Source organism: Photobacterium chitinilyticum (assembly GCF_004104355.1).
In the GTDB taxonomy this organism is placed as follows: domain Bacteria; phylum Pseudomonadota; class Gammaproteobacteria; order Enterobacterales; family Vibrionaceae; genus Photobacterium; species Photobacterium chitinilyticum.
Genome location: NZ_RJLM01000217.1, coordinates 1 through 418 on the forward strand (window position 1 = coordinate 1; position 418 = coordinate 418).

Sequence of the window (418 nt, forward strand, 5' to 3'; positions counted from 1 at the left end):
AGATGGAGCAAATGCAGTTTAATCCCTTGAATATCGTTATCCGTGACACAACGGCGGACATTTTCAACCATCATCTCATGGGTTTCACCAGGCAAACCATTGATCAAATGGGAAACAATCTCAATTTTTGGATACTTTCTCAAACGCTTGACCGTTTCCACCTACAATTCATAAGAATGCGCACGGTTAATCAGGTCAGAGGTTGCTTCATAAGTAGTTTGCAAGCCCAATTCAACCGTCACATGCATGCACTCCGATAACTCAGCCAAATATTCGATGGTTTCGTCTGGTAAACAGTCTGGGCGCGTTCCAATATTGATTCCTACCACACCTGGCTCATTGATAGCCTGTTCATAACGCTCTCGAATAACTTCCACCTTTTCATGGGTGTTGGTAAAATTTTGAAAATAAACCAGAT

1 pseudogene is annotated in these 418 nt (G+C 42.1%); it reads right to left on the bottom strand.

Annotated features, from left to right (window positions below):
- Positions 1-161: 161 nt before the first annotated feature.
- A pseudogene (locus EDI28_RS26540) lies at positions 162-418 on the bottom strand (TIGR01212 family radical SAM protein); the annotation flags it as partial.